The following is a 21,961-nucleotide window of genomic DNA, read 5'->3' as shown; positions in this document are numbered from 1 at the left end:
GCCAAAACCGAAGCAAGTGGATTGGCTTCAACCGGTCGACCATAGTCTCAAAAAGGGAGGAAAACGGTATGCATGATTGGAATACGGTGGCTGAGACGGGTTCCATTCCGGATCAGGCCACAACCGGCAAGAACCGAACAGGGTTCTGGACACCTGCCCGAACTTCCATCGCAGGCTTTGTCCTGTTTACAGCCATTGCCTATATCTACTCGCAGATCTCCAACAGTCCGATTTATTGGCCCGGATTGTTGATGACTCTGATTTTGTATTGCGTGATCTATTACATCGGCGCCATTTCGGTGCGAAACAAGCGGGGCAAGACGGATGACATGCTGGTCGCAGGCCGGGCGATGCCCCTCTGGATCTCCATGTTTACCATGACCGCCACCTGGGTGGGAGGCGGATACATCACCGGCACAGCGGAAAACGTTTACAAATCCGGTTTTGTCTGGACACAAGCGCCTTGGTGCTATTCTGTCAGCCTGATTGTAGGGGGGATTTTCTACGCGAAAAAAATGCGCCGGTACGAATTTATGACCATGCTGGACCCGCTGGAAGCGCGGTTTGGCAAACGGATGGCCAGCCTGCTGTACGTGCCGGCGGTGCTTGGGGAAATTTTCTGGAGCGCCGCCATTTTGACCGCACTGGGAACCACATTCGGCATGATTCTTGGCCTGAGCTTCACCGTCTCGATCATTTTCTCCGCGCTCGTTGCCCTGGCTTACACGGTGGTAGGCGGGTTATGGGCAGTTGCACACACCGACGTTTTGCAATTGTCCGTCATGTTTATCGGGTTGTTTCTCACCTTGCCGTTCGCTTTCTCCCACGTCGGCGGAATCGGCCAGGCGTTCGCCCACTATCGGGAAGGGATGCAGGGAGCGATGAGTTTGTTCCCTCCGCTGCTCGGCTGGAAAGATCCCGCATGGGGTGATCTGTACTGGAACTGGTGGGATTTCGCATTGCTTTTAATCCTTGGCGGCATTCCGTGGCAAAGCTATTTTCAGCGGGTGCTGTCGGCACGGGATGAAAATGTGGCCATGTGGCTGTCCATCACCGCCGGAATTCTGTGCGCAATGGCCGCAATTCCTCCCACCCTGATCGGCATCGCCGGCTACAACGCCGACTGGCAGGAGCTTGGCACCACAGCACCGGAAAATTCCTCAATGATCCTCACATACGTCTTTAAATATATGACGCCCGATTTGGTAGGAGCGATCGCTCTCGGGGGCCTAGCGGCCGCCGTGATGGCCGCAGTAGCCGCTTCCATGCTGTCGGCGTCCGGTATGGCCGCCTGGAATCTGTATCGCCCATTGGTGAAGCCGCAGGCCAACCAGGCCCAATTGGACAGAGTTATCAAACGCTCCATCATGATTATCGGGTCGGCGGCCACCTTGATCGCTTTGTCGGCGAAAAGCGTGTATGCATTGTGGTACCTGTCGAGCGACCTGGTCTACTGCATCCTCTTCCCACAGCTCACCGCGGCACTGTTTTATAAAGGAGCGAACAAATACGGTTCGCTTGCCGGTTATATCGTATCCTTCATTTTGCGGGTCGGCGGCGGTGAACCGTTGCTGGGGCTGCCTCCGTTTCTGCCCTATCCAATGATCCAGGATGGCGTGGTACTCTTCCCATTCCGGACGTTTGCAATGCTGGCTGGCCTGGTTACGATTTTTGTCGTGTCCTATCTGACCCGCAACGTTTGCCCGCCGTTGCCACTGCGCAATCTGCACAGGCAGAAAACGGGGCAACCTACGAATCTGACCGTCTGAATGAGCATGTTTCACCTCGGGTCCGGGCCGGCCACCCGGACCCTTTCCTCTGGGCAGCCGCCATGCCACTTCAGCGTTCCCACCTGGCCGGAAATTCAAAGTGATTCGCGTTCAGAACGATCTGCCGGATGTATTTCATCACAACATCGGCAGCTTCCTGCGGACTCAGGTTGCGTCTGTTGTTCAGCAGCAAGGTGAGCATGCCCTGCCATACCAATGTCGCCATCTCGTTGATCTCTTCCGCGTTTTCCTCTTTGATGTAGCCAGCCTCGACACATTTTTCCAGAGCGATTCTCCCCCGCTTTGTCAAGTTGGACTCGAGCACCATCGGGATCAGTTCTTCCGGAAGATCTGTGATATCGGCGGGAAAAATCGTGTAATACTTTTGGATCAAATCTTCCGGTTGTCCACCCAGATCGGATGAAAAGATTGCGTGGTAAATTTTCGGTTCCGCAAACGAATACTTGCAAAAGCATTCCCAGATCAAAATATACTTTTCCAAAGGGGTGTTCCCTCGTGCAATATATCCGGGCAGCGCATCCGTATACTTTTTCAGGAAGGTCATCGCCGCAAAGAAGATCAAGTGGGAGACTTCCTGAAAATAATTGTAGATCGTGGCGCTGTTGTACCCCGCCAGATCGGCGATCTTGCGGATCGTAATATGTTCGATCCCTTCTTCCTTGATGATCCTCACGGTCGCCTCAATAAAATACTGCATCATGCGAATTCTTTGAATATCTTTTTTGTACAATCGTATCGCCTCCAGGTACTGACCGAATCAACGCCTGCCGATTCAGAAATTTGCCGGGCGTTGTGAGACACATCTACAATCTTGATTATACCAATTGGTCAGGAAATTTCGATACCTGGTTGCTTTCATCCGCTCACTCATACCGCACGCGCGACACGCCGACCGCCAAAAAGACTGCGGCGAACCCAAACAGAACGACCACCGACCCGAGGATGTCGCTCACCGTTCCGCCGCGCGCCATCAGCTCGGTGAATCCTTTCATCGCCCAGGTCTGCGGCACGAATTCGGCGATTCGCCGCATCCCGTCCGGCACGATCTCAAGCGGCCAATAAATGCCGCTCAGCAGCAGGTCGAGACGATTAACAGATTTCCAAACGCCATCTGCTGCTCGGTTGTTTTGACGAAGCCAGCGATCAACAGGCCGAGCCCGGTGACGCACAGCAGCAGGGCCGATACAAGCACGACCTGCCCCAGTAGACTTCCCCACTGGATGCCAAACAGCAGCGAGGACACGCCCATCAGCACGCCAAACGAATCCACCCGAGCAGGAAGAACGACAGCAAATACCCAGCTATCACTTGCCAACGGGCAACCGGTGTGGATAACATTCTGTACCACACGCCTGTTCTCCGCACTTCTAGAATCGTACCCGTGGCCGACACCAGCGTCATCATCAAAAACATCACCGAAAAGCCGACCGCCCGCTCCGACATGTTATCCATCCGCTGCGTCTCCGCATTCTTCGTCACTATCTTGGCTTCGACGGCTGCCGTTTGCTCGGTTGCATTCGCCAGCTTGTCATACATTTCTCGCCAGTCGGAACCGCCGCCATAACGACTCCACGCCTGCGCCGCCAGCACCCGTACCGACGCTTGCGCCAATGCGTTGTCGATCATCTGCCGGATCGCTGGAGCAGCCGCCAGATCGCGACCGTGCCGAAACATCGCCTTTGCCACCTGTCCGCCGACGACTTACTGTTCATACCCCTGTGGAATCACCACAATGCCCGCGATCCGCTTGTCATGAAGCAGGCCTTCCGCTTCCGCCAACCCGGCCGTTTCCACCTGCAGCATCTCATATTGCGCCAGCCGTTTTGCCACTGTGTCCGACACGGCCGACCGGTCCTCATCGACCAGCGCCAGCCTCGGCTTTTCGGGTCCCGCACCTCCCAGCAACAAGCCGAAGAGAAGCGTAAAAATCAGCGGCATCCCGAACATCAGCGCGTACGATGCGGGTCTGTACAACACCCGTCTGATTTCCAGCCAACAGATTGCCCAGATTCGATTCATCCCTGTTTCACTCCTAACGGGCGCACAAGCTCAAGGTTCCGACCGCCAGCAGCACGCTGGCCGGCAGCAACAGTTCCTGCCATGCGGCGCCGGTCATAATGTCCAATAAACTGTTCAACGCCCAGGTGTTCGGTGTAACGAGCGCCATTTTCTTTAAAAAATCGGGAAACGCCGCCAACGGCACCATCGATCCCCCCCAAGGCCGCAAGGATTTGAACGCCGATCCCGCCAATCAGATCGGCCATCTGTTCCGTCTTGACCGCCGCCGCGACCGTCATGGAAAGCCCGGAAACCGCCACCGCGTACGCCAGGCCGATGCAGAGGCTCTTCCATGGATTGTCACCCCAGTCGACCGCAAACAGCAGGCAGGTAGCTGCCAGAAACACCAGAAACTGAACAGTGGAAAACGCCAGGGTGCCAAGAAATTTCCCGAGCAAAATCGACGTTTTGCCGGTCGGCGTGCTCATCATTCTGGAGAGCGTTTCGCTCGACCGTTCCTGCAGAATCGATTTGGCCCCGACTGTTGCGTTAAACAACAGAAACATGACCGCCATCGCCGCCGCGTAATACTGGTGGCCGGAGACCGATTTTCTTCCGATCGGCTGTTTCAACAACGAACCGTTCGGGGAAGCGGCCGCCTGCTGCAACTCGCCCGCCACCTGCTGCGCCAGCTTGCCAAAATCGGTCGGGGCGGTGCGGGCAGCCGGGACGGTTTTCGCGAGGTCCGCCAGCACCTCTTTGGCGGCCGCGACCGTCACCACCACCCGTTCCGTGTAGGAAGTGACAAGCGACGCCACGATCTGCCCGATCGTCTGTTTGCCGGGATCCTGCAGCAGGTCAATTTTGGTTGATCGCCCTGCCTTCAGATCCTCACTGAACCGGTCGGGTATCACAATACCTGCGTCCGTTTTTCCGTCCTGCACGCGTTGCCGCACAGCATCGCCGGAGTCCATCATTTGCAACGCGACAGAATGTTTCAACTCGCCGTTCTGCAGCACATCATCCACCAGCCGCTTGCCCAATTCCCCCGCGTCGCCGTTGTATACGGCGATCGTCATGTTTGGCAACGATCTTGCATCCCCGTTGATCATCCCGTCCAACGCCATACCCAAAATGGTGGTCAGAATGATCGGAATCATCAGCATCAGCCCCTTGCGGTCGCGCATGCGAATCCGCAGGTCTTTCCATGCGATGATAAACATCTTCAACCCCGTCTCCCCCTTAATCCCGCAGCGACCGACCGGTCAACTGCAGAAACACCGTTTCCGCTCCCGCACATCCAGCGACACGATCCGTACCCCTTCGCCAATCGCGGTCGTCACCACATCGCCGAGCACCTCGCACACATTTGCTGCAAAAATCGCTATTTGCCCGTCGGCAGCCGACACGTTCCCGACACCTTGCACCGCCTGCAGTCGCTTCACCAGCCTTTCACTCATCCGGTCGACCGTCAGCCGGATCGACGTTCCGCCCGCCAACCGGCTGCAGAACTCCTGCTTCGTGCCCAACGCGATCACTTCCCCATGATCGATGATCGCGATCCGGTCGCACAGATAGTCGACTTCTTCAATGTAATGGATGGTGTAGATCACCGTCATGCCGTCCCGGTTCAGTTGCCTCACCGTCTCCAGAATGTGGTTGCGGGACTGCGGATCGATGTCGACCGTCGGTTCGTCCATGATCAACAGTTGCGGATGGTGCATCAACGCCGCCCCGATGTTGATCCGCCGTTTCATGCCGCCGGAATAGCTTTCGATTTTTTCCCTCGCCCGGTCGGCCAACCCGACGATCTCCAGCACTTCCTACGCCCGACGTTTCGCCTGCGATCCGGTCAGGCCGTACATCCTTCCCAGAAAATCAGATTTTCCCTGGCGGACATCGTCGGATACAACGCGATATCCTGTGGCACGACGCCGATTTTTCGCTTGACCAAAAGCAGGTTTTGCCGCACCGACACACCGTCCACCAGCACGTCGCCGCCATCGCTTTGCAGCAGCCCGCACACCATCGAGATCGTCGTCGATTTTCCGGCGCCGTTTGGACCGAGCAGCCCGAACGACTCCCCCTTCCTCACTTCGAACGACACACTGCGGACGACCTCCTGCTCGCCAAACCGTTTTTTCAACTCGATTACCAGCAACATGCTTACACCCTCTCCCGCGAATCGCTGAGTCGATTGTAAACCGGCGGCGAGCCGGCGCCATCTGCCGCAAGACAGATTTTCCAACATAACGTATGTCATGGCCGGAGTTATTGACCGGAGGGCTGCCCCGACATCCAATTTGCCGCAAGTCACGGGGTGGGCAGACCCGCGTGCGGAGCGGCACCGGCGACATAACGCAAAAAAGCGACCGTCAGGTCGCTTCCTCCCGTCGATATATGTAAATCGTCATGTGTCAAACGTCGTGATGCCGTGCCGGACGGCAAAGATCGCCGCCTGCGTTCGGTCGCGCAGGCCGAGTTTGGTGATGATGTTCGAGACGTGGTTCTTGACCGTTCCTTCCGTGATCACCAGCCGTTCCGTAATCTCCCGGTTTCTCAGTCAGCACTTCAAGTTCCCGTTCCGTCAACGCTTCCGGCAGCTCCAGCCGTTTCCGCTGCCAGCCAGCCGCTTCCGGCCTGCCGCCCGTTTCCCGCACGCGCTTCCATTCGGCGACCACCTGCGCCGTCATCGCATGTCCGACCGAATCGTGAATCTCCCGCGCAATCCGATTGCGCTCCCGCGTGACCTTAGGCGCCTCGACCTGCTGGGCGTATCCTTGCAGTTGTTCAAGCGCATCCCGCAGAGCGCGATGCGACCGGTCGAGCTCCTCGTATTGCTCGGCAATTTTCCCACGCGCCTGCTGTAGATAGCGAATCAGGGCCCCGACTAGGTAGCCGTGCACGACAAACGCGAAGCTGATCAGATTGCCGAGCCAGTCGATGCTTCCCGCCAACCGGTACGTATGGCAGAGAATCGCACTCCACCCAAGCAAAAACAAAATTGCAAAGAAGCTCAGAATCCGTCTGTTGTCAGTTCCCAGGAACAACGAAACGGCGATCACGTCAAACATGACCAAATTCAGGGTTTCTTGCCCGAAACAATAGCCGAACAGAAAAGCAGTCAAACAATCGATCGCCGTAATCCAGACAAACACCCGGTCGCACCAGCGGGAGAAATAGAGAAGATGATTGATCGTAAACACAAACATCGCCGCCAGCACAAATCCCGTTTGCCAACCGCTCATGTTCGGCACAATAAAAAAATAAGCACCACTCAGCAGCAGAAACATCCCGAGCCGAGTGACGCGCAGAAAATAAAATGCAACCGGTGTATGGCGATCCCTTGCCTGGATCATCTGCCAACTCATCCTCTCATCCCGTACCTGTTCCCACTCCCTATTGTATTCAACGTTTTCAGCGAGCTTCCTGCTTTCGACTTGCACACTTTCCGCCTACACCCACTCCTCCGTCACCTGCTGGCCGTCTGTGGAAAACCGGCAGTTCCGGTTGTTCATCACCGTTTCCAGGTGCACCGGCCGCCCCCACAAGGCGTAAACGTAAGGCAACGTTTTCCGGACATAATGCGGATCCAGTTCCATTCCTTCATACTTGTGCAATAGATACAGCTCTCCGTTGCGCCTGTAATCGTCATCGACCACCACAATATATGGAAATCCGCCATTCATCCGGCTCTGAATCAAACGTTCCCGCACCTGTTCGCAATCCTTGCTGGTAATGCGGTAGCCGTCCGCCTGTCTGCCAAACAGGTATAAATCCATCTGCTGTACCAACTCGGGAGTCAGATAGTTGCGGATAAACGACACGTCATTCTGGCTTTCCCGCACTTCAAACAACGTCTCCAATCCATACGCCTGTTCCAGGTATTCAAACATCCGCAGCCCGAGATGGTACGGATTGATCCCTGTGGGGGACAGTTGGATGACCGCCGCGTTCATTTTCGCGAACTCGATCGCTTCCGACTCCGTCAGGTCGAGTTCCCGCATGATCCGGATATGCCAGAACGTCGCCCATCCTTCATTGATAATTTTGGTTTCCAGTTGCGGCCAGAAGTAAAGCATCTCTTCCCGGATCCGCCAGATGATGTCCCGCTGCCACTCTTCCAGATGGTCCGAATGGCGCGCGATAAACAGCAGCACGTCCTTCTCCTCGCGGGTACCGGCTTGTCGCGAAACGTCACTGATGCCAGTTTGCCCCGACTTTTCACCAGCGCCAGCCGCTTTCCGAGAACCTGCTTCCAGACCACCCGCCTGTTGCGGTACCCCGTGCTGCGTGCCGTCCCGCAGCACCGCCCAGGGGTCGATGTGTTCCTTGATCGAGAGGACCGCATCGAGACACGTTTCGACCGCCTCCCTGCCGTGCACGAACTCCATTTCCCTGATCATTTCGGCTGTGACCGCCATGCTTTCCACCATCTTCCGGTTGGTCAGGGAAAAGTAGACGTTGTTTTTGAAAAAATCACTGTGCGCCAACACGTGGGCGGCGATCACCTTGTTTTGCAGCAGGCTGTTTTTTTCCAGCAGGAACGCCTGGCACGGATCGGAGTTGATGACCAGTTCGTAGATCCGGTTCAGGTTGAAATCATACTGTGTTTTCATGCGGTGAAACGCTTTGCCGAAGCTCCAGTGGGAAAAGCGGGTCGGCATCCCGTAAGCACCGATCGCGTAGATCACTTCCGCCGGACACAACTCGTACTGCATCGGGAAAAAATCGAGCCCCATCCGCCTTGCCACATCTGTGATACGCCCGATTTCCAGCTCCAATTGCCGTTCATCGCTCTCCATCATTCGCTGCATCGAATCTCCCCCCCTCGCATCGGTTGCCTATTCAGTCTCCTCCATCTGCTCTTTGAAAAAGTTTCGCAACGCCCGGTACACGTCCGATTTTTGCGCGATCGTGCAGCGCACAAAGTGCGGGTTGCGGATCTTCCGAAGTTCTGTCATCAGCGTGCTGTCGCGCATGAACCGGGTGATCTCCCCGTACCCCACCATGTTGCACCTGGCGAGCAACTGTTCGACCAGTTCCACCGTTTTCGGATTGTCGCTGCTCAGGTTGTCGCCGTCCGAAAAATGGAACGCGTACAGATTGTAACGCTCCGGCCGGTATCTCTGCTCAACCAGCTGCAACGCCAGCTCATATACGGACGAGCAGCGGGTGCCGCCGCTCTCGCCTTTCGTGAAAAACTGCTGTTCCGTCACTTCCTTCGCTTCCGTGTCATGCGCCAGGAACGCGATCTGGACATGCTGGTATTTGGTGCGCAAAAACCGGACCATCCAGAAGAAGAAGCTGCGGGCAATATATTTTTCAAACGTGCCCATCGACCCAGACGTGTCCATCATCGCCAGCACTACCGCCTGCGACGACGGGCGCTCTCTCATCTCCCACGACTTGAACCGCAAATCGTCCCGTTGGATCTGCAAATCACCCGCGCCGCCCGCCAGCGAATGTCGCTTGATGCTTTCCAGCAGCGTGCGCCGCTTGTCCACATTGCCCATGATACCCTGTTTTCGCACATCGTGGAACTGAATGTCGGGCTCTCTCAACTCCTGTGCAGACTTCCGCTTCAGGCGGGGCAATTCGAGATCCTCAAAGATCAGCTCGGCCAGCTCGTCGACCGTGATCTCCGCTTCGTAATAGTCTTCGCCCGGGCTGTCCCCGGCGCCCGGCCCCTTGCCGCTGCCCGGCGCGGGTTGACCGCGGGCCACCAGGTCTCCGACTTTGGCGTCGCCCTGGCCCTGTCCGACCTGTTCCTGATTGCTGTAATTGTATCGAAAATGGTACTCCTGGATCGAGCGGACCGGGACCCGGATTGTTTCCCGCCCGTCGGTCATGATAATTGATTCCTCGCTGACCAGATCGGCCAGATTTTGGCGGATCGCCTCCCTCACCTTGGCCTGATGCCGTTCCTGATCGAGATATCCCTTGCGGTGAAGAGACCAATCCTCCTTCGACACAATAAACAGCGGCTTCTCCATGGGTCTCTCCTCCTCCTTCGTGCCCACCTGCCGCAAGGTCAGCGATTCAACAGGCTTCCCACATAGCGAACCAGTTCGTTGGCGCACACCGGGCAGTGTCCCTGTTGATCGATCAGTCGGCGGGTCACTTCATTGATTTTTTTCAGATGATTTTCGTCCGGCACTTTCGAGGACGTGGTGATTTTCACCACATCTTTCAGGTCGGCAAACAGTTTTTTCTCAATCGCCTCTTTCAGTCTTTCATGCGAGTTGTAATCGAAACGCTTGCCTTTGCGCGCATACAGCGAGATGCGGATCAGGATCTCTTCCCGGAACGAGCGCTTCGCGTTTTCCGAAACGCCGATCTGCTCCTCGATCGAGCGCATCAGCTTCTCATCCGGCGGCAGCGCTTCCCCGGTCAGGGGATCTTTCACCTTTTGCCCGTGACAGTAGGCCTCCACGTTGTCAAGGTAATTGTCGAGCAGCACCCGCGCCGACTCCTCGTACGAGTAGACAAACGCACGCTGTACCTCTTTCTTCGCCATCTGATCGTATTCCCGACGGGCGAGCGCGATAAAGTTGAGCAGCCGCTCCTTCTCATCCCGGGTGATCGACGGATGCTGGTCCAGTCCGTCTTTCAGCGCCCGCAGGATGTCCAATGCGTTGATGCAATTCTTTTCCTCTTTCATCAAAGCGCTGGAGATGCGGTTGATCACATAGCGTGGATCGATGCCGAACATTCCCTCGTCGACCGCTTCCTGTTTCAATTCCTCCACGTCTTTTTCCAGGAATCCCTCGACTTCCTTGCCGTCGTACAGATACATTTTTTTGATCAGATCCATCCCCTGCTTCTTCGATTCCTGCAGGCGGGTAAGGATGGAAAAGATGGCGGCCGTCCGCAGGGCGTAGGGAGCGATATGCACGTGCTTGATACTGCTTTGGCCGATCAGCTTGGCGTAGATCCGTTCCTCCTCGCTGACCTGCAGGTTGTAGGGGATTTTCATGACGATGATGCGGGAATGCAGCGCTTCGTTTTTCTTGTTGCTGATAAAATTCCGGTATTCCGTCTCGTTCGTGTGCGCCACCACCAGTTCGTCCGCCGAGATCAGCGCGAATCGGCCCGCCTTGAAATTGCCTTCCTGTGTGAGGGACAGCAGGTTCCAGAGGAATTTTTCGTCACATTTCAGCATCTCCTGGAATTCCATCAGACCCCGGTTGGCGATGTTCAGTTCCCCGTCAAACCGGTACGCGCGCGGATCGGATTCCGACCCGTACTGGGTGATGGTGGCAAAGTCGATGCTGCCGGTCAAATCGGCGATGTCCTGCGATTTCGGATCGGACGGCGCGAACGTTCCGATGCCGACCCGTTTTTCTTCCGACAACACGATCCGATGCACCGGCATTTCATCAATCCGGCCGTCAAACTCGGCTTCCAGCCGGTGGCGGCAGAGAGGGCACAAACTGCCCTCGATCGTGACGCCCAGTTCCTGTTCAAATTCCGGCCGCAGCGGGTCCGGAATCAGGTGCAGCGGCTCCTCGTTCATCGGGCAGCCCTGGATCGCGTACACCGCTCCTTCTTCTGTCTGCGAGTAAGCTTCCAGCCCTTTTTTCAGCAGGTTGACGATCGTCGACTTGCCGCCGCTGACAGGCCCCATCAGCAGAAGCAACCGCTTGCGGATGTCGAGCCGCACCGCCGCCGGCTGGAAATATTCCTCCACCAGTTTCTGGATCACATCGTCCAATCCGTAGAGTTCTCTTGCGAAAAACAGGTACTTCCGCTTCTCCCCCTCTTTTTCCACTCCCGCATGCTTGATCATGTTGTAGATGCGGGCATGGGAGTGTTGGGCGATGGTCGGATTTTCCTTGACCAGGGACAGATACTCGGCAAACGTTCCCTGCCAATGCAACTTCTTCTGTTCACTCCGGTACGCCGACAGCTTGTCCAACATGTTCACGACACCCGACCTCCTTGTCATTTTGGGGATGGAAAAAGGGTACCCGCGCAGTTGTCCCGCTTTCCTGTGAAATTGTTTTGTTTCCACCTTGGGAAAGGAAAGAGACGTCCGCTGTCGGTACCCTTGCCAGCAACAACCTATTCAATTTTCTTAATTTACAATTTTATTATACAACACTTTTCGTCGTATGAAAACTTCCATTTTTCAGATGTTGGCCGATGTTGCGCCCTCCGCTTGCACCAGCGCTTTCTTTTCCCAAGCCCGGCTTCTCCAGCGCCAGTACATCAGGATACCGCGCAGCCACTCGTCCGCCGCGAACGCCATCCACACGCCAAGCAATCCGTAGTGCAGGTGGATTCCCAGGTAATACGAGAGCGGCACACTGACTCCCCACATTGAGAGAATGCCCATGAAAACGGGAAATTGCACGTCACCGGCTGCCCGCAGTGAACTGATCACGACCAGATTGAATGTCCTCCCCGGCTCCAGGATCAGGCAAAACAGCAGCAGACCAGCCCCTGTTTGTACGATCAACGGGTCATTGGTAAAAATTCCAAGCAAATGTTCCCGGCTGACGGCGACCGCGGACGCGACCGCAAGCGTAATCAGCAGGCTCCATTTCAGGCTGGCCAGCAACTGGCGGTAGGCGGCTTCTTTTTGACCGGCCCCGACCAGGTGTCCGACGAGGATCTGTGTCCCCTGCCCGAGCGATAAACCGAACAGCATGATGAAAAACATGATGTTCAGGGTGTACACCCGCGTTGCCAGGGCAGCGGTGCCGAGCGCCGTGATGAAAAAGGTGATCATGATCTGGCTGGTTTGGTAGGAAAGCTGTTCGCCGGCAGACGGAACCCCGATTTTTAAAATCTGCCGGATCATCTGCCGATCCAAGCGGATGTAGTCGGACCACTGGATCGGGAATTGAATCCGCCGGTACATCAGAACGAACATGACGATGCACGCGATCGTCCTGCTCACCGCGGTTGAGATTGCAACACCCGTCACGCCGAGTTGCGGAACACCGAGCGCTCCGAAGACAAACAGATAGTTGCCAAACACATGCAACAAGTTCATGCCTAAGGAAACGAACATCGCATCGCCCGTAAACCCGTGCGAACGCACGATCGAAGACACGGTCACCAGCAGCGCTTGCACAAAGATCGTCCCGCCGACGATCGTCAGATAGGCATCGGCGAATTTCAACAGATTCGGCGGCAATTGCAGCAGATGCAGGAACTGTTCACGAAACAGCACAAGCAGGACGCTGACCGCCACTCCAAACAGCAGGTTGATCGTCACCGAGATGGCCGCGATACGGCTCGCTTTCGCAGGTTGCCGCGCTCCCAGGTACTGCGCCACGGTGACGGCGGTGCCGGTCGCCACAAACCCGAACAGAATGATCGTCAGAAAGACCAGTTGGTTGGCCACCCCGACAGCAGCCACCGCCTCGTCCGACACGTGGGACAACATAAATGTGTCGGCACTGCCCATCAACATGTGCAGCAAAAATTCGATCAAAATCGGCCAGGTCAACGCAAACAGGCGCAGCTTGCCGGTCGGCCTACGGTCGCTGGTTTCAGACATGTTTTGAGTTCCTCTCCTTTTTTCGTCCTTGTTTCCGGGCGGATCGCTGTGCCTTGCATGCGGATCCATCCTCCAGTATAGCAGGAATCGACAGAAAAAACGTGCATTTGCAAAACCCCTTTGCTGTATAATGAAAAGGGCCCATCGCATATCTACATAGGTATTTTCAAGAACGGGAGTGTATGAGTTGAACGGGTACAAACAGGCTTACCAACGTTGGATGGAGTTTGCTGAACTGGATCCTCGCCTGAAACAGGAGTTGCAGCGTCTGTCTGACGAGACGGAAATCGAGGACCGCTTTTACCGCCATCTCGAGTTTGGAACGGGTGGCCTGCGCGGGGTGATCGGCGCCGGCACCAACCGGATGAACGTGTATACGGTACGGCGGGCGACGGAAGGGCTTGCCCGCTACCTGCTCAAATATGTCGACCACGCACGCGAAAAAGGGGTGGTCATCGCGTATGACTCCCGCCGCATGTCACCCGAATTTGCGGCAGAAGCAGCCGGTGTCCTGACGCAAAACGGAATCCGGGCCTATCTCTTCGAAGAACTCCGTCCGACGCCGATGCTGTCGTTTGCTGTCCGGCATCTGCAGGCGGCTGCCGGCATCGTGATTACGGCCAGCCACAATCCGCCCGAGTACAACGGGTACAAAGTGTACGGGGAGGATGGCGGGCAGATTCCGCCGCAAACGGCCGACCGGATTTTGTCGGAGATCAACGCGGTGGAAAACGAATTACTCATCCCCGCTCTCACCATAGAAGAAGCAATGGCAAAAGGGCTGTTGCAATGGCTCGGCGAAGAAATCGACCGCGAATACACAAACCGCCTGCTGTCCCTCTCCCTGCATCCGGAAACGGTCAAGCAAGTGGCGGATGATTTTCGGATCGTGTTCACGCCGCTGCACGGAACGGGCAACAAGCCTGTCCGCCGGGCGCTCAAGGAATTGGGATTCCAGCATGTGCATGTGGTGAAGGAACAGGAGCTGCCGGATCCCGATTTTTCCACTGTTTCGTCGCCCAATCCGGAGGAGCGGCAAGCGTTTGAACTCGCTTTGCAATTGGCAAAACAGATCGACGCCGACATCGTCATCGGGACTGACCCGGACGCGGACCGGGTGGGCGTCGTTACAAGGACGGCGGACGGAGAATATGTGGCGCTCAACGGCAACCAGACCGGTGCGCTGCTGCTGCAGTATCTGCTGGAACAGCGGAAAGCGACCGGCAAACTCCCGGCCAACGGAGTCGTCCTGAAAACGATCGTCACCTCCGAACTGGGCCGCGCGATCGCTTCCGCTTACAACGTGACGACCGTCGATGTGCTGACCGGCTTCAAATTTATCGGAGAGAAGATCAACGAATACGAGACAACGGGCGAGTACAGCTTCCTGCTCGGTTACGAGGAAAGCTACGGCTATTTGATCGGGGATTTCGTGCGCGACAAGGATGCCGTGCAAACCGCCATGATGTGCTGCGAGATGGCCGCATTTTACAAAACGAAAGGTTCGGCGTTGCACGACGTATTGCAACAGATTTACAACACGCACGGGTACTATGTGGAAGATTTGTCCTCGTTCACGTTCAAGGGCAAACAGGGGCTGGAGAAGATCAACCGGATGATGGACGAAATGCGCCGACAACCGCTGACGGCGATCGGCAATCTGGCCGTCAAGCAGTCAAAGGACTACCTACCGGGCATCGACGGACTGCCGAAAGCGAATGTCCTGAAATACATCCTGGAAGACGACAGTTGGGTAGCGATCCGCCCATCGGGCACCGAACCGAAGATCAAATTCTATTTCAGCGCCATCGACAAAACGCGCGAGGCAGCCGAAGCCAAGCTGCAAATGCTGAAGTCGTTCGTGTTGGATCTGGTGAATCAGCGAGCGGTGTAACCGCGGGCCGGTTGCGGAGTCCCCGCAGGGCTGCATGTGACACGCAGGGCGTGGGGCTTCACGTCAAATTTTTGCGTCACACCGACCTCCGTCGGGTATATAAGGATTGCAGTACGGAGAGGAGGGAATCCCTTCTCTCCTGCTGATTTTTTCCTTTCGCTCTTCGTATGTTTGTCTGATTGTAGTGCAAGAGGAATATTTTCCCTCGCCGAGATCCACAATAGAACAGGCACTCTGGATTGCCAAAGCGGGGGTATTTGGATGAAAGACATGAAAATATCCGGAATTCAGATGTTCTGGATGATGGCTGTCATGGAATTCGTGATGGCGATTGTGCTCACCGTTACTCCCGCGGTCGCTGCAGCGAAACAGGACGCCTGGATTTCGTTTCTGGTTGCAACGGCGGTGGGAGTTCTCATCGCTTCTATGGCGACAAAATTGGGATTGATGTTTCCGGATCAAACGCTTGTCGAATACGCAAACAGAATCGCGGGAAAGTGGATGGGAAAAATAATCGTCGTTCCTTTCATGGTGTATTTGTACTATGTCACTTCCATCGTTATCCGTGAATCCTCCGATTTGCTGGCGACGATGGTTCTTCCCAGGACGCCGACATGGGCGCTTTCGCTGTTGATGATTTTATTGGTCGTTTATGGTACTTATCAAGGAATCGAGGTGATTGCCAGATGCAGTGAAGTGGTGGGACCGATTATTTTTTTGACGGCCATCATCGTGATTATCCTGGTGTTTAAGGATACCAACTGGGAATGGTTGTTGCCCGTCTATTCGGAAACGGGATGGTTCGGGATCCTCAAGGGAGCGTTGCCCCCCTCCACCTTACTCGGGGATTGCATCATCATTACGATGCTGCTTCCGTTCATGCAGACCCCGGATGAGGGGCCTTCCCGAACCATCTGGGCGGTCGTTTTCTCCGGATGCTTTTTGACTCTGTTTACTCTCGTCATTCTGGCGACGCTGTCTCCAAAACTGGCGGGAGAAAGCTTGTTTTCGGTAACGTGTTAGTGAGATACATTTCGGTCGCCGATTTTCTCGAACGACTGGATCCGGCCATCATTTTCATAGGTGTGTCGGCGATTTTCATTAAGTCGTCCATGTTTTTCTTCGCCTGTTGTTATGGAATAGCGCGATGGATCGGAATCAAAAACTGGAGGAACACGATTTGGTTTGCGGCCCCCATCGTGCTGCTGCTCGGGATGATACCGCGCAACTCGGTCGAAACATTTCTCGATATTCCACGGAAATTCTCCTTCACCCTGCTTTTTCCGATTGCGGTCATCGGAATTCCGCTATTGTTATGGATCGTGGCGACGATCCGGAAATCGCGGAATGTTCAGCATCGGAGACTCGGCTCATAGGGCGATCCGACAGCAATGCTCCCCCCACCAAAGTGACAAGCACTTTGTTGGGAACCCAAAAGTCGTGGCGAGACTTGTGCCCTTTGGGTGCAAAAGAGGCAGCCCCCTGGCCGCCTTTTTCCGTTTCCTGTGAAAAAAATTACTCTTTCCGGTCCTCGTCAAAATGATCCCAATTGTTCTCCGCACTTTCGTTCAGCAGATCGCTCGACTCGAGCCCCATCCAGTTCAGGTTGTCCGTGTAGTCGCGAGCATTGCGTCGGTACGCTTCGTTGCGGGTGAACCCGGTGGGGTTGCCGTGCAGATCGGCGGTTAAGTACCCCTCCAGATCTTCCACATAGCCGCGCCGCTCCTCACTGTCAATGTACATCAAATCGGGATCGGTTCCGTCCTCAAAATCGACGGCCGAATTGGAGGTTCCGTAACGCGCCACGTCCTGCCAGGCATCTTCCCCATCGAAGGCGGTTTGCGCGAACCGGTTGTCGTCGCTGAACACGCGACCGAAACCGGGGAATTCAAAATTTTCCTCCACCGGCCGGTTGCTTTCAATCGCATGTTCGTCGGCCACTTCCTGGCATTGCACGCAAAATTCGGCTGCCGGTTCCGCCTGCAGCCGCTCAAACGGAATCGCCTGTCCGCAATGCGCACAGATGCCATATGTCCCGTCCTCCATCCGCTCCAACGCCTCGTCGATCAGCGCCAGCCGCAGCGACGCCGCGTCCCGCAGGGCGAGATCCTTGCCCCGCTCAAACAACTCATCCCCAATATCCGCCGGGTGATTGTCGTACATCGACAGTTCGCCCAATTGATCGGCCATCGAGTTCGGTATGCCATAGCGGTCATTATGGTCAAGCGAATCGCGCAGATCGGCCATTTCCTCTTCCAGCCGCATACGCAGTTCACGGAGCTGCTCATTCGTCAGGGTCATCCCATTCCCTCCTCTGAATGTACACCGTGCATGTCCAGCAAATTTTCAGCCTGATCTGCACCAGGTCGGTTGACTTGTTCACGGTACGGTCGGTGTATGCATTTGCGCTTGCACCATTTTCACGATTTCCGCTATATATTTGCCGATGATGGGCAGATTCAGCACAGCCAGTTCCTGCAAAATCAGCAACAGGATGGCGACGATCACGGTGAAACCCAAACCTGCCCCGACGCCCCGCGCGATGCCGCTGACGAAATTGAGAACCAGCAGCCGGGCCGGCCGGTTCAGCAGTTGGACATATTCGGCGAACCGGGCCCGTTCCAGCTGCAGAGCGACACGCTCCATCCATTCCGCCAGCCGCGTCATCTCCTCGTTCTCTTTCATCCGCCGGGCCCCCCTTGACGCTAGTGTTTCCTCGATTCTAGCAAATGATTCGAACTGCAGAAAAATGTTCATGGAACTGTTCGATTTTCGTCAATTTATTGCGTCAAAAATGCGGTATCATGTATTGTAAAAACGTAGCAATAAAAGGGGGCATGCGCCTGTCATGAGACGAGATACGGTTCGCTCGTTCGGTTCAATCCTCATCTGGATCGGTGCGATCGCCATCATCGCCGGTTTTTTGACCAAGATCCTGTTCCGCTTCGATACGCTGGTTCCCTACAGCCCCATTTTCTTCGCCTGTATTTTGGCAGGGATCAGCCTGCTGGTGCTGACACGTATTTAGCTTCATGAAGCACAGCGGCCACACCTCCCAGACGTCCTCCACCGTTGTCAATCGAAACTCGCCTCCTATTCCAAGCCTTTATCTCCTACTATGCCCTCCGGATGCAAAAAACCTCCCACCTCTTACATCCAGGGTGAGAGGTTTTGGCAAGCATCACAGGAAATATTTTACGTTTTCCGCGCAGGTTGGACAGAGGGTCGGATGTTCCGTCACTTGGCCGACTTCCGGCGTCACTACCCGGCAACGCTCACAGGTCTCGCCTTCCGCCACGCGCACACGAATCGAGAGCCCCACATACGGTGCGGCATCGGCCGCAACCGTTTCGCCCGGCTTGAACAGATTCACTCTAGAGACCCCCAATACTTCCTGCAGCCGCGGGGTTCCTTCCAGCACCTGCAGGACGTCCGCATTTTCCGGATAAAGGTCGACGGCCGCCATCAGCGATTTGCCGATCACCTTGTCCTTGCGGGCCACTTCCAGCGCCTTCAGCACTTCATCGCGCAGCGCGAGGATCTTTTCCCATTTTGCCTCCAACTCTTTGTCCAGAAACTCGGCTTTCACTTCGCTCCATTCGGTCAACTGGACGCTTTCCTCGCTGACGCCCGGTACATACTGCCACACTTCGTCCGCCGTATGCGTCAAAATCGGAGCGGTCAGCTTCACCAGTTCGACCAGGATATGATGCATCGCGGTCTGGGCGGAGCGGCGTTCCAGCGAATCGGGCGCGCTCGTGTAGACGCGATCTTTCAATACGTCAAAATAGAACGCCGACATATCCACCGTGCAAAAATTGTTGATGTCGTGGAACACGACGTGAAACTCATAATTCTTGTACGCCTTCATCGTGCGCTGTTTCAGCGCTTCCAGCTTGTGCAGCGCCCAGCGGTCGATTTCCAGCATTTGATCAAGCGGCACCGAATGCGCAGCCGGATCAAAGTCATACACGTTGCCCAACAGATAGCGGAACGTGTTGCGGATTTTGCGGTACACTTCCGCCACTTGCTTGAGGATCGAATCAGATACGCGGACATCCGACCGGTAATCGACCGACGCCACCCAGAGGCGCAGGATGTCGGCGCCCAGATTTTCCAACACTTTCAGCGGGTCGACCACATTGCCAAGGCTCTTCGACATCTTCCGGCCTTCCCCGTCGAGCACAAACCCGTGGGACAGCACCTCCTTGTATGGGGCGCGCCCTTTCACCGCAACCGCCGTGGTCAGGGACGAGTTGAACCAGCCGCGGTACTGGTCCGATCCTTCCAGATAAAGATCGGCAGGCCAGTGCAATTCCTCCCGCCCGCCGCACACGGCGATATGGGACGAACCGGAATCGAACCACACGTCCATAATGTCCGTTTCTTTGCGGAACTCTGTATGGCCGCACTGGCAAGCGGCACCCTCCGGCAGCAAGTCCGCCGCCTCGCGTTCAAACCACACTTGCGACCCGTGCTCCGCGAACAGGTTCGCCACATGTTCGATCGTCTGTTTCGTGATCAACTCTTTACCGCAATCGGTGCAGTAGAAAATCGGGATCGGCACGCCCCACACCCGCTGCCGGGAAATGCACCAATCCTGCCGTTCCGCCACCATGTTGTGCAGGCGCACTTCGCCCCAGGCCGGGTTCCATTTCACCTGCTTGATTTGCTCCAAGAGCTCGTCGCGGATTTTGTCGATCGAGCCGAACCACTGTTCCGTCGCCCGGAAGATCACCGGATTTTTGCAGCGCCAGCAGTGCGGATAGGAGTGCTCCATCACGCTTTCACGCAGCAGATAGCCCGCTTCCCGGATCGCTTCCGTAATCGCCGGATTGGCTTTGGCATAAAATTGTCCCGCAAACGGACCGGCTTCCTGCGTAAATTTGCCGCGGTCGTCAATCGGCACGAGCACCGGCAAGCCGTACTTCTGGCCGACGAGGAAATCTTCCATCCCGTGTCCTGGAGCGGTGTGGACACATCCGGTACCTGCATCCAGCGTCACATGATCGCCCAGCACGACAAGCGACTCGCGGCCGAACAGCGGATGTCTGGTTTTCACCCGTTCCAGTTCGGCACCCTTAAACGAAGCTTCCGGCTGCAACTCCTGCTCGTATCCGGCCGCTTTCAGCACCGCACCCGCCAGTTCTTTTGCGATCAGCAATTTTTCGCCGCGAACATCGATCAACACATACTCAAAATCCGGATTCACCGCAATCGCCACATTGGCCGGAATCGTCCACGGCGTGGTCGTCCAAATCACGATGGACGCACCTTCCGGCAGTTTCCCTTTGCCGTCTGTCACCTGAAATTTGACATAAATCGAAGGCGACTGTTTGTCCGCATATTCGATTTCCGCTTCCGCCAAAGCGGTTTCGCAGTGGGTGCACCAATAGACCGGCTTCATTCCTTTGTAGATCAAGCCTTTTACCGCCATTTCGCCAAACACGCGGATCTGGGCCGCTTCATACGCCGGGAGCAGCGTGATATACGGGTTTTCCCAATCGCCGCGTACGCCCAACCGCTTGAACTGCGCCCGCTGCCGGTCGATAAAATCGAGCGCATAGTCACGGCACATGTGCCGGAACTCAGGCACCGGGATCTCGTGCCGGTTGATTTTTTTGTTTTTGATGATCGCCTGTTCGATCGGCAGCCCGTGCGTATCCCAGCCAGGTACATACGGGGCGTCAAATCCTTCCATCGTTTTCGATTTCACGATGATGTCTTTCAAAATTTTGTTGACCGCATGCCCCAAATGAATATCTCCGTTGGCGTACGGCGGCCCGTCATGCAGCACAAACTTCGGCTTGCCTTTTTGCTTTGCCTGCACTTTCTGATAGAGGCCGATTTCCTCCCACCGTTTTTGAATCTCCGGCTCCCGCTGCGGCAAATTCCCGCGCATCGGAAACTCCGTTTGCGGCAGGTTGAGCGTTTTGCTGTAATCGATTGACATGTACATCCCCCTCAACAGAAAACCTCTCATCCCCTGAAGGGACGAGAGGTTGATTTTCCCGCGGTACCACCCTGTTTACCGGGCATGGCAAAAAATCGCCCGATCACTCCACGAGCTGATAACGGCGCTCGCAGCCGGCTCCCCCTACTCTCCACCGGGAAAATGGGCGGCGGATTTCAGCGTGCAACTCCCGGGTGATCTTCCCAACCTTCCGCTTGCCGGGCTCCCACCCTCCCCGGTTCGCTGCAAAGCATCCGACTGGTACTCTCCCGATCATCGCCTGTGCGGACTTTGATTGTAGATCGAATTATATGCAACGAAACAGCCTGTTGTCAACCGACCGGTGTCTTTTCTTCCAACAGCTTGTCCCATTCATCCGTGTTCAGCATTTCCAGCTGCGCTTCGATCAGGGAACGGAAGCGGGCCCGGTAGACGGCAGCCTGTTTCTGCAGATTTTCCAGTTCCAGAGAGATCTCGCGCGAACGCAGCAACGCCTCGTTGATGATCCGGTCCGCGTTCTTCTCTGCCTCCTTGATGATCAACTGCGCCTCCTTGCGGGCGTTCGCCTTCACTTCTTCCGCTGTTTCCTGCGCCACAAGGATCGATTTGCTAAGGCTTTCCTCGATGTTTTCAAACCGCGCCAAACTTTCCTCCAGTTGCTTCACGCGGTCTTCCAGATTCTTCTTCTCGCGCAGCAGCGCTTCATAATCTTTTATGACATGATCAAGGAACTCGTTAACCTCATCTTCGTTATACCCGCGAAACGAACGGGTAAATTCCTTGTTATGGATATCCATGGGAGTCAATGGCAT

19 protein-coding genes, 3 pseudogenes and 1 other annotated feature are annotated in these 21,961 nt (G+C 55.8%); of the genes and pseudogenes, 5 read left to right on the top strand and 17 right to left on the bottom strand.

Annotated elements, in window-relative coordinates; genetic code table 11:
- Nucleotides 1-68 precede the first annotated feature (68 nt).
- Nucleotides 69-1,769: a sodium:solute symporter family protein gene (locus C230_RS0114620; RefSeq protein ID WP_018132796.1), complete on the top strand. Its 1,701-nt coding sequence runs from the start codon at nucleotides 69-71 to the stop codon at nucleotides 1,767-1,769.
- A 70-nt stretch (nucleotides 1,770-1,839) separates the two neighbouring features.
- On the opposite strand, the gene C230_RS0114615 is transcribed toward C230_RS0114620, so the two are convergent.
- The 13 genes and pseudogenes from C230_RS0114615 to C230_RS0114575 all read right to left on the bottom strand — a co-directional run bounded on the left by C230_RS0114615 (nucleotide 1,840) and on the right by C230_RS0114575 (nucleotide 13,302).
- Nucleotides 1,840-2,520, bottom strand: coding sequence for a TetR/AcrR family transcriptional regulator (locus C230_RS0114615; RefSeq protein ID WP_018132795.1), 681 nt, complete (start codon nucleotides 2,518-2,520; stop codon nucleotides 1,840-1,842).
- A gap of 133 nt (nucleotides 2,521-2,653) precedes the next feature.
- A complete protein-coding gene (locus C230_RS22670; protein ID WP_156807470.1) occupies nucleotides 2,654-2,833 on the bottom strand; it encodes a hypothetical protein in 180 nt (59 codons plus the stop codon).
- A 26-nt stretch (nucleotides 2,834-2,859) separates the two neighbouring features.
- Nucleotides 2,860-3,045: a hypothetical protein gene (locus C230_RS21490; protein ID WP_051074262.1), complete on the bottom strand. Its 186-nt coding sequence runs from the start codon at nucleotides 3,043-3,045 to the stop codon at nucleotides 2,860-2,862.
- Nucleotides 3,039-3,464 (bottom strand): ABC transporter permease, encoded by a 426-nt coding sequence (locus C230_RS21485; RefSeq protein ID WP_051074261.1) that lies wholly within the window; start codon nucleotides 3,462-3,464, stop codon nucleotides 3,039-3,041. Before C230_RS21485 ends, C230_RS21490 begins: the two co-directional genes overlap by 7 nt.
- Nucleotides 3,465-3,491: 27 nt before the next feature.
- Nucleotides 3,492-3,809 (bottom strand): ABC transporter permease, encoded by a 318-nt coding sequence (locus tag C230_RS21480; protein WP_051074260.1) that lies wholly within the window; start codon nucleotides 3,807-3,809, stop codon nucleotides 3,492-3,494.
- Nucleotides 3,806-5,011 carry an ABC transporter permease gene (locus C230_RS20580; protein WP_245533999.1) on the bottom strand — a complete coding sequence of 402 codons (1,206 nt, stop codon included), beginning with the start codon at nucleotides 5,009-5,011 and terminating at the stop codon, nucleotides 3,806-3,808. The genes C230_RS21480 and C230_RS20580 overlap by 4 nt, the downstream gene beginning before the upstream one ends.
- A gap of 19 nt (nucleotides 5,012-5,030) precedes the next feature.
- Nucleotides 5,031-5,952: pseudogene (locus C230_RS20575) on the bottom strand (ABC transporter ATP-binding protein).
- 246 nt (nucleotides 5,953-6,198) lie between these two features.
- Nucleotides 6,199-6,351: pseudogene (locus C230_RS22080) on the bottom strand (response regulator transcription factor); the annotation flags it as partial.
- Nucleotides 6,352-6,493: 142 nt separating this feature from the next.
- Nucleotides 6,494-6,862, bottom strand: a pseudogene (locus tag C230_RS23425) (sensor histidine kinase); the annotation flags it as partial.
- A gap of 381 nt (nucleotides 6,863-7,243) precedes the next feature.
- Nucleotides 7,244-8,596: a SpoVR family protein gene (locus tag C230_RS0114590; RefSeq protein ID WP_026174338.1), complete on the bottom strand. Its 1,353-nt coding sequence runs from the start codon at nucleotides 8,594-8,596 to the stop codon at nucleotides 7,244-7,246.
- Nucleotides 8,597-8,632: 36 nt separating this feature from the next.
- Nucleotides 8,633-9,784, bottom strand: a complete 1,152-nt coding sequence (gene yhbH, locus C230_RS0114585; RefSeq protein WP_018132792.1) for a sporulation protein YhbH — start codon at nucleotides 9,782-9,784, stop codon at nucleotides 8,633-8,635.
- A 38-nt stretch (nucleotides 9,785-9,822) separates the two neighbouring features.
- Nucleotides 9,823-11,718: a PrkA family serine protein kinase gene (locus C230_RS0114580; protein ID WP_018132791.1), complete on the bottom strand. Its 1,896-nt coding sequence runs from the start codon at nucleotides 11,716-11,718 to the stop codon at nucleotides 9,823-9,825.
- Between the two features lie 204 nt (nucleotides 11,719-11,922).
- On the bottom strand, nucleotides 11,923-13,302 hold the full coding sequence (locus C230_RS0114575) for an MATE family efflux transporter (RefSeq protein WP_018132790.1): 1,380 nt from the start codon (nucleotides 13,300-13,302) through the stop codon (nucleotides 11,923-11,925).
- A gap of 220 nt (nucleotides 13,303-13,522) precedes the next feature.
- Between C230_RS0114575 and C230_RS0114570 the strand changes: the two genes are divergently transcribed.
- From C230_RS0114570 to C230_RS23635, 3 genes are all read left to right on the top strand, one after another.
- On the top strand, nucleotides 13,523-15,196 hold the full coding sequence (locus C230_RS0114570; RefSeq protein WP_040393714.1) for a phospho-sugar mutase: 1,674 nt from the start codon (nucleotides 13,523-13,525) through the stop codon (nucleotides 15,194-15,196).
- A 261-nt stretch (nucleotides 15,197-15,457) separates the two neighbouring features.
- Nucleotides 15,458-16,219 carry a GerAB/ArcD/ProY family transporter gene (locus C230_RS23640; RefSeq protein ID WP_026174337.1) on the top strand — a complete coding sequence of 254 codons (762 nt, stop codon included), beginning with the start codon at nucleotides 15,458-15,460 and terminating at the stop codon, nucleotides 16,217-16,219.
- Nucleotides 16,213-16,572 (top strand): GerAB/ArcD/ProY family transporter, encoded by a 360-nt coding sequence (locus C230_RS23635; RefSeq protein WP_211208034.1) that lies wholly within the window; start codon nucleotides 16,213-16,215, stop codon nucleotides 16,570-16,572. The genes C230_RS23640 and C230_RS23635 overlap by 7 nt, the downstream gene beginning before the upstream one ends.
- A 139-nt stretch (nucleotides 16,573-16,711) precedes the next feature.
- Here C230_RS23635 and C230_RS20565 read toward each other — a convergent pair whose 3' ends face one another.
- Complete coding sequence (locus C230_RS20565) at nucleotides 16,712-17,497, bottom strand: TraR/DksA C4-type zinc finger protein (protein ID WP_018132788.1); 786 nt, start codon at nucleotides 17,495-17,497, stop codon at nucleotides 16,712-16,714.
- Between the two features lie 78 nt (nucleotides 17,498-17,575).
- Entirely contained in the window at nucleotides 17,576-17,881 is a 306-nt protein-coding gene (locus tag C230_RS0114550) for a DUF5665 domain-containing protein (RefSeq protein WP_018132787.1), read from the bottom strand.
- Nucleotides 17,882-18,044: 163 nt separating this feature from the next.
- Between C230_RS0114550 and C230_RS0114545 the strand changes: the two genes are divergently transcribed.
- Nucleotides 18,045-18,224, top strand: coding sequence for a hypothetical protein (locus C230_RS0114545; RefSeq protein WP_018132786.1), 180 nt, complete (start codon nucleotides 18,045-18,047; stop codon nucleotides 18,222-18,224).
- A 153-nt stretch (nucleotides 18,225-18,377) separates the two neighbouring features.
- Here the strand turns inward: C230_RS0114545 and ileS are convergent, their stop codons facing one another.
- Nucleotides 18,378-21,149, bottom strand: coding sequence for an isoleucine--tRNA ligase (gene ileS / locus C230_RS0114540; protein ID WP_018132785.1), 2,772 nt, complete (start codon nucleotides 21,147-21,149; stop codon nucleotides 18,378-18,380).
- Nucleotides 21,150-21,183: 34 nt separating this feature from the next.
- Nucleotides 21,184-21,435: a binding site (T-box leader), on the bottom strand.
- Between the two features lie 46 nt (nucleotides 21,436-21,481).
- A complete protein-coding gene (locus tag C230_RS0114535; protein WP_018132784.1) occupies nucleotides 21,482-21,961 on the bottom strand; it encodes a DivIVA domain-containing protein in 480 nt (159 codons plus the stop codon).

This window comes from Effusibacillus pohliae DSM 22757 (assembly GCF_000376225.1).
Taxonomy (GTDB): Bacteria; Bacillota; Bacilli; order Tumebacillales; family Effusibacillaceae; genus Effusibacillus; species Effusibacillus pohliae.
The sequence above is the reverse complement of the archived record's forward strand: the minus strand, read 5'-3'. Positions and strand labels throughout refer to the sequence as shown.